4 protein-coding genes are annotated in these 8,672 nt (G+C 72.1%); all 4 read left to right on the forward strand.

Annotated elements, in window-relative coordinates:
• Positions 1–7: 7 nt before the first annotated feature.
• Complete coding sequence (locus tag HPY32_RS43690) at positions 8–190, forward strand: hypothetical protein (protein WP_171982961.1); 183 nt, start codon at positions 8–10, stop codon at positions 188–190.
• Entirely contained in the window at positions 156–1,610 is a 1,455-nt protein-coding gene (locus tag HPY32_RS43695) for a TrbL/VirB6 family protein (RefSeq protein ID WP_507236500.1), read from the forward strand. The genes HPY32_RS43690 and HPY32_RS43695 overlap by 35 nt, the downstream gene beginning before the upstream one ends.
• Before the next feature lie 198 nt (positions 1,611–1,808).
• Positions 1,809–6,596, forward strand: coding sequence for a TraG/VirB4 family ATPase (locus HPY32_RS43700; RefSeq protein WP_171983323.1), 4,788 nt, complete (start codon positions 1,809–1,811; stop codon positions 6,594–6,596).
• Positions 6,597–7,583: 987 nt separating this feature from the next.
• Positions 7,584–8,672: replication-relaxation family protein (locus tag HPY32_RS43705; protein WP_171983324.1), on the forward strand; the 1,089-nt coding region annotated here is incomplete at its 3' end.

Below are 8,672 nucleotides of genomic sequence, written 5' to 3' on the forward strand. Positions count from 1 at the left end.
CTGCGGCATGGGCGGACCCGGCCACCACCCCGCCCCCGGCACCGCCGGTGGTCACCGCACCAGCCGCCCCCGCCCCGACCCCGGCACCCACGGTTCCGGCAACGGTGCCGCCCGCCGCGCCCCCGACCGCGCCGTGCACGGATCCCGCTTCCCCGATGTGTGGGTCGAGGCCGGGTCCGGGCTCCGGTGATGCGGGCAGTGCGGGCGAGCCTGAGTGTGGGATCGACCATATTTCCGGCTGTGTGGTCAAGGCGATGGACGGGTTTTTCGCCAACCTGGTCGCTTCGGCCTTGAATCCGTTGCTGAGGTTGCTGTCGACCACGTTGTTGGCGACTCCGGATCCGGTCACGTTGCCGCATGTCGGGCAGTTGTGGTCGTCGTCGTGGCAGCTCACCGTCACCGTGTACGGGCTGCTGGTGATGGCCGCGGGGATCGTGTTGATGTCGTATCAGACGCTGCAGTCGCGGTGGTCGGTGCGTGAGATCGTGCCCCGGATCGTGCTCGGCATGCTCGCGGCGGCCTTGAGTTTCCCGCTGGCCACCGAGGCGGTGCGCGCGGCGAACGCGGTGTCGGCGGCGCTGGCCGGGGACGGAGCCGATCCGGGTTCGGCCGGGCAGGCGTTGCAGCAGCTGGTCACCGCGGGCCCCGGGTCGGGCATCTTCGTGCTGTTGTTGTCGGCCGCGCTCATCGTGCTGGTCTTGCTGCTGTTTGTCGGGTACGTGGTCCGGGTCGCGATCACCATCGTGTTGATCGTGGCCGCCCCGTTGGCGCTCATGTGTCATGGGCTGCCGGTGACCGAGCCGATCGCCCGATGGTGGTGGCGAGCCATCGGTGCGTGCCTGGCCATCCAGGTGGTGCAGTCACTGACCTTGATCACCGCCGCCCGCGTATTCCTCACCCCCGGCGGATGGAGTTTCTTCGGCCCGAACACCGGCGGTCTGGTGACCCTGATCGTGTCGATCGCCATGGTGGCGATCCTGGTCAAAACCCCCTTCTGGCTGCTGTCGGCGCTGCGGATCGGCGGCGGCCATTCCATGGTCGGCGGGATGGTGCGCGGGTTCATCGCGTACAAGACCTTCGGTCTGCTCCGCCAGGGTGCCAGGGCCGTCGCCAGGCAACCTCCGTACCCCGAAACCCAGGACGCACCCGTCGAAGCCGAGCCGCGCGCAGCGGAACGCGATGCGGGATGCCGCCGACCCGTACTGGCGGGAGAAAACGACTGCCGACGGTCAGCTGCTGTTGCCGTTGCAGGGGCTCACCCGGGTCAAACCCGCGCCTGCGGTCCCGGCGGCGAAACGGCCGCGGCGCGTGCCGGGTTCACCGCCCTCACCGCATACCGGTCAGCAGCTGCGGCTGGACCTGTTCAAGCCGGGCCCGCAGCTGTCTCCCGAAGCGCCCCGCCCGCCCGGCCAGATGGCCTTGTTCTACGCCAGTCCCACCACACGCCAGCGCCGCCCGGCCGCCCCGATGCGCCCGCCCCGGACGCGCACGACACCGGCCACTACCACGGCTGGCTCGGACACCGGAGCACCCGTGCGGAAACGGGCTGGCACGGGCCGCCAGCTGACACTGCGGTACCCGCCGCCCGAACCCAGACCCACGGTTGGTGATCCGTATGCGCGAGTGCAGGTCACCAAGGGCGGCCAGTACGTGCTGCCGCTCGGGGTGCCCCGGGTGCCGCGACCGGCCCCCGCCCCGGTGTGGGTGGCTCCCCCTGCACCGCGTGCTGCCGGTCGGCAGCTGCATCTTCCCCTTCCCGATCTTCCCGTTCGCCGCCGTTGTCGTCGGCCTGCTTCTGGAGGTGCCCAATGAGCATGTACCGCATCCCGTCCGATGTAGAGCGGCCCGACCGGATCGTCGGCCCGTTCACCGCCCGCCAACTCGCCCTGCTCACCGCCACCGGCGTCGCGCTGCTGCTGACGTGGGCGGCCACCCGGGTGGTCGTGCCGGTCGCGGTGTTCGCCGCCGTCGCGGCCCCGGTCGCTGCCCTCGCGACCGCCACCATCCTCACCACTCGCGACGGGATGTCGGGTGATCAGCTTCTGCTCACCGCGCTGCGGCACCGGATGCGGCCCCGTCGCCTGATCGCCGTCGGTTCCGATCAGCACGATCGCGCCGGTGCGCCGGGCTGGCTCACCGCCACCGCGACCGGGCCGCGGCCGGTGACCGCGCAACCGATCACCACCGGCACAGCCCCGCTGCCGCGCACCGTCACCGGTGCGGGCGGGGTCGGTGTGGTCGACCTCGGTGCCGACGGGATCGCGGTGATCGCCGCCGCGACCAGCATCAACCTCGCGCTGCGGACCCCGGCCGAGCAGGCCGGGCTGGTAAGCGCGCTCGCCGGATACCTGCACGGGCTGTCCCGGCACGGCGTGCAGATCCTGCTGCGCTCGGTGCGCCTGGACGTGACCGGCCACATCGCGCGCCTGCGGGCCGCGGCCGAGGACATGTCACCGGAGCTGGCCGAATACGCTCGCGACCACACCCGCCATCTCGCCGAGCTGGCCGACGACGACACCGCCGCGCACCGGCAGGTCTTGTTGGTGTGGCGCGAACCGCTCGGCCCCGCCACCCGCCTGGCCGCCTCCCCCGTGGGCGGGTTCACCGCCCGGGGCCGCCGCGACCGCGAGATCTCCGCCGCCGAGCGCCACGCCGCCCAGGCACGGTTGCTGGCCCGCGTCGACGAAGCCACCGACATGCTGGCACCGCTGGGTATCGGCGTCCGCGTGCTCGACGACGACGCGGCGCGAGCGATCCTGACCAGCTGCACCAACCCCGCCAACCTCGTCCCTTCGAGCGCTACCGACGCCGCAGGCCCCACCGAGATCATCACCCTCGGCCAGAGCGCGTTCACCGGCGCAACCTTCGACACCGACGCCGAAGACCAGGCCGAACAGACGGGGGAGGAAAACCCGACGACCGTGCACGACTGCGCCCGCGCTCATGCCCGTCGCCGGGGTGGTCTGCTGGCGCGTCGAGGCCGCCGGGTGGTGGAGTTCGCGCCGGAGTCGTTGACCATCGGCACCCGTCACCTCGAGGTGGGGGCGGATTTCGTGGCGACGATCGCGGTCACGGGCTACCCGCGGGAAGTGGCCGCCGGGTGGCTGACACCGCTGTCGGCGTTCCCGGGCCGGGTGGATATTGCGGTGCACATCGAGCCGATTCCGGCCGAGACCGCCGCGCTGCGGTTGCGCCGACAGATCGCCCGCCTGGAATCGTCGATGATGTCGGCGACGATGAACCAGCGGGTCGCCGATCCGGCGGTCGAAGTGGCTGCCGAGGACGCTGCCGTGTTGTCGGCGCAGCTGGCCCGCGGTGAGTCCCGATTGTTTAGGGCCGGGGTGTATCTGACGGTGCACGCGGGCTCCGAACGGGAGCTGGCCGGGCAGGTCGCCGCGCTGCGCACCCTGTGTGCGAGCCTGCTGATCGACACCTGCCCGCTGACCTACCGCGCCGTCGGAGGTTGGGTGACCACCCTGCCGCTGGGCCTGGATCCGATCCGGGCGCACCGCACCTTCGACAGCCACGCCCTCGCCGCGGCCGTCCCGTTCGCCTCCGCGCAGCTACCGCCCGCCGACCCGGTCGCCACCCGCCCGGCCGGGGTGCTGTACGGGCGCGACGGCGCCGCCGGGCTGCTGTTCCACGACCGCTTCGGGCCCAGCATGCACAACCACAACGAGGTCATCCTCGGCCGCTCCGGGTCCGGCAAGTCCTACCTGGTGAAGACCGAAATCCTGCGGTCGTTGTATCGGGGCATCGAAACCGTGGTCATCGACCCCGAGGACGAGTACGCGGCCCTGGCCGACGCCGTCGGCGGTGTCCGCATCCCGCTGGGTGCCACCGGCGTCTGCGTCAACCCCTTCGATCTCGACATCCATATCGGTCCCACCGGTCGGCGCACCGCCACCGCCGACACGCTCACTCGGCGAAAGCTGTACCTGCACACCGTGATCGCGGTCCTGCTCGGCGAGCAGACCCCGGCCCAGCGCGCCGTGCTCGACACCGCGCTGACCGCCACCTACACCGCGGCCGGGATCACCGGTAACCCGGCCACCTGGGTGCGGCCCGCTCCATCGTTGAGCCTGCTGCGCGAGCAGCTCGCCGCTGCCGGGAACCCGGTGGCGGCAGAACTCGCCGCCGCCCTGGCCCCGTATGTCCGCGGTGGTGCGTTCGGTGAGCTGCTCGACGGTGCCACCACCCACGGGGCCGAGGGCGGGTTGATCGTGTACTCGCTGCGGGCCCTGCCCGAGGAACTCAAGACCATCGGCACCCTGCTCGCATTGGACGCGACCTGGCGTCGGGTCAGCGACCCCGTGACGCGGCGGCCCCGCCTGGTCGTGGTGGACGAAGCATGGCTGCTGATGCGGCAACCGGCCGGAGCGAGGTTCTTGTTCCGGCTGGCCAAGTCGGCCCGTAAGTATCTGGCCGGGTTGACCGTTGCCACCCAGGACGGACCCGACGTGCTGTCCACCGATCTCGGTCGAGCGATCGTCGCCAATGCGGCCACCCAGGTGCTGTTGCGCCAAGCCCCGCAGTCGATCGACGAGGTCGGCGACGCGTTCGGCCTGTCCGAGGGGGAGCGTCGGTTCCTGCTGACCGCCGACCGCGGTCACGGCCTCCTCGCTGTCGGCGCGCACCAGCGCACCGTCTTCGCCTCGGTCGCCTCCCTCGCCGAGCACCAGCTGGCGACCACGTCCCCGGAGTTCGACACCGACACCGACGACCCCGGCTACATCGCCCTCCCGGCGACGACACCGACGATACCGAGATCGACCTCGGCGCCGACGAAGTCGACTGGCCTGCCGAAGACGACGAGGACATCGACGTCGACAACGAAAACGACTTCACCGACGATGCCGATGCCGATGCCGATGCCGATGCCGATGCCGATGCCGACGACGGTGACGGTGACCCCTACGTCGAGGTGCCGCAGTGATGGGCACCGGATATCACACCCAGACCACTCCCGCAGACGGCGGCAGCTACGGGCCGACGGTGGGGGAGCTGCTCACGCACCCCGGCGTTGTCGGCGACCGCGTTCTCGCGCTCGCCGTCCACTACGCGGTCCCGGCGGCCTGCATTACCGTCCTCGCCGCGGCGGGCATCCTCGCCCTGACCGCCCGGGTACGCAGGCTGCGCGAGCGGCGCTGGGCCGACGGGGCCCGCCACGTCGAGATCCTCTCCCGCCCGAGGTCCAGCCCACCAGCGCAGAAGTCTTGTGGGAGCAGCTGCACGGCGCACTCGAACACCCACTGTGGCGGCGCATGCTGTTCGGAACCCCACACCTCGGGTTCGAATACCGGATCAGCCCGGACGACGGTGCGGTGATCCGGATCTGGGTGCCGTCGGTTGTCCCGCCGCACCTGGTCGAGAACGCGGTCGCCGCATCCTGGCGCGGAGCGCGCACCCGCACCGTGGCCGCCGCACCGCCGATGCCCCCGCCTGTCGCCGGGCACCAGAACGTGCTGGTGGGTGGGGAGCTGCGGCTCGGTCGACCGGAGCAGTGGCCGATCCGCACCGACTCCCACGGCGACTCCGCCGCCGCATTGATCGCCGCCGCCGCAGGCATGCCCCCCGGCTACCATGCGTGCCTGCAGGTCCTAGCCCGCCCCGTCTTCGGCCGCCGCGCCCGCCATACCAGCCGCCCCGGCCGGGGAGCAGGGCTGGCATCGGGTCTTTTGGCCGGGATAGCGGGGGATCTGGTTCGTGAGATGTTCGGCCTGTTCTTCGGCCGGGCACAGACCCGCAACGGTGCACCCCGGCCCGCTCCGCGGTCCGCTGATCGGCAGGCCAGCCTGGAACAATCCGCGCGCGACCGCGCCGCCGCGGTCAAGACCCGCGGCACACACTGGGCCACCGTCATCCGCTACGCCGTCACCGCCCCCGTCCCCACCGGCAGCGACACGCAGGCATGTGTCCGTGCCCGCAAGGTCGCCCGGGGCCGCGCCCATGCGCTGTCGTCCTGCTTCTCGAGCTGTTCGGACTACAACCACTACGCGCGGCACCGCCGCTTCCGGCTGTCCACCGTGCTGACCGAGCGACGCCTCGGGCGCGGTGACCTGCTGTCGACGCCGGAACTCGCGACGATCGCGCACCTGCCCCTGGACGCGGGGATCGCCGAGATCCACCGCGCCGGAGCCCGCGCGCTGGCCCCCAGCGCGATCGTCGCCTTCGCCGGACCGGCCACGAAACCGCTCGGGACAGCCGACGCCGCACCGGGGCGGACGGTGGCCATGCGGGTCGCCGACGCCCGCCACCACGTCCACATCCTCGGGCCCACCGGATGCGGAAAATCGACGCTGCTGGGGCAGATGGTGCTCGCCGACGCCGACGCCGGGCGCGGTCTGGTCCTCATCGACCCCAAAGGCGACCTGATCACCGACCTACTCAAACGCTTACCACGCCGCTGCGCGGACACCGTGGTGCTGTTCGACGCCGACTCCGCCAGCCCGCCTCCGTGTATCAATCCCTCGACACCACCACCGTCGGCGCAGACCTCGACCTGGTCGTGGACAACCTCGGCACCATCTTCGCCCGCATCTACCACCAGTTCTGGGGCCCCCGCACCGACGACCTGTTCCGCTCCAGCCTGCTGACGGTATGTACTCAACCCGCACCCGCCACCCTGGCCGACGTCGCGCGCCTGCTGACCGACGACACCTACCGGGCCCGGTTGACCGCCACCGTGAGCGACCCTGTGCTGCACGGGTTCTGGACCAACTTCGAGGCCCTCGGCGACGCCGGGCGCGGCCAGCTGACCGCGCCGCTGATGAACAAGCTGCGCCACCTGCTGCTGCGGCCTTTCGTCAAGACCGCCGTGGCCGGTGGCCCGGCCACCGTCGACATCGGCCAGATTCTCGACCAGGGCGGCCTGGTGCTGGCCCGCCTGCCCAAAGGGCGGCTCGGTGAAGAAACCACCCGCCTGGTCGGTGCGCTGCTGGTGGCTCGCACCTGGCAGGCCGTCACCGCCCGCGCCGCCACACCCGCCACACAGCGCCGCGACGCCGCGCTCTACCTCGACGAATTCCACAACTTCCTGCACTCGTCCACACCGGTGGAAGACATGCTCGCCGAGGCCAGGGCCTTGAAACTGTCGATGGTGCTGGCGCATCAGAACCTCGGCCAGCTCACCCCCACCCTGCGCGACGCGGTCTCCACCAACGCCAGAAACAAGATCTGTTTCGCCGTGTCACCCGAAGACGCCCGCGACCTGGCCCGCCATACCCTGCCCCAGCTCAGCGAGCACGACCTCGCCCACCTGGACGCCTACCACGCCGCCGCGCGCCTGTTCGTCCGAGGCCAGAACGCGCCCCCGTTCACCGTCGCCACCGCACCGCTTCCCCCGCCCATCCGAGGCCGATCGGCCCACATCCGCGCCGCCGCCCGCACCCACACCAACGGCATCGCAACCAACGGCATCGCACGGCCCACGCCCACCCCGCCCGCGTCCGCCCCCGATCGGCGACACCGGCCCCGGGCACCGCCCGCCACGACCCGCGCCGCCGCTGACACGGCCCTGCCACCCGGCATTCCCGCCGTATACCCCGGCCATCCCCGTCCCCCGCCGCTGGAGGTGTATTCCGATGACCCACGTCACCCGCCGCGGACCGACCCGCGCGCACCGATTCCCGCCCGCACCCCGGCGGGCCGTCCCGGCCGGGCAGGCCGCACTGGCCACGGTGCTGACCGGGCGGGATCGGTGGTTGCTGTGGATGCTGTACGAGCATCGCGTCCTGACCACCACCCAGATCGCGGCGCTGGCATTCACCGCCGACCGCCGCGCCAGCCGACGCCTGCAGACCCTGCACCAGACCGGGGTGATCGACCGCTTCCGGCCCCGCCGCCTGGTCGGCACCGCACCCTGGCATTGGATCCTCGCCCCGGCCGGAGCCGCGGTCCTGGCCGGCGAGCACGGCCTCGACATCCGCGAGCTGCGCTGGCGCCACGACCGCGCACTCGCACTGGCCCACAGCCTCCGGCTACGCCACGACGTCGCCGTCAACGACTGGTTCACCGACCTCGCCACCACCAGCCCCACTCAGGGCGTGCTGACCGCGTGGTGGTCACACACCCGCTGCACCCGGCTGTGGGGCGACCTGGCCCGCCCCGACGGCTACGGCCGCCTCGACCCCACCCAGCCCGGCCTCCCGGGTGTCGAGTTCTTCCTCGAATACGACTGCGGCACAGAGTCACTCACCCAGGTCTGCGGCAAACTCGCAGGCTACGCGAACCTGGCCACCGCCACCGGCATCACCACCCCACTACTGCTGTGGCTACCCACCAGCGGGCGCGAAGCCGCCGCCCGCACCGCCCTGCACGCCACAGCCGCCGCACTACCCGACCCAGCCACCGTGCCGATCGCCACCGCCGCCGCCGACTACACCGCCGCCGCCGAGACCGACCCGGCCGGGCCGGTCTGGCTGCCGCTGCACCCCCGGCGGCCAGCGGCGGCCGGACCCGGCTCGCCCTGCACCGGCTCACCACCGCCTGGCCACAGCCAACCGGCACCACCGGACCCGACAACACCGAGAACCCGGCGGCGGACCGGCGCACCGTGCTCCCACCACCGCCACCACGCCCGCCCCGGGAAGCCACGCCGTGATGTTCGGCGCAGCCGCGGGTACCGCCGCCACGGCCCTGTTCGCTGCCGTCACCATCGGCGCGGTCACCGT

This window comes from Nocardia terpenica, from assembly GCF_013186535.1.
Taxonomy (GTDB): Bacteria; Actinomycetota; Actinomycetes; order Mycobacteriales; family Mycobacteriaceae; genus Nocardia; species Nocardia terpenica.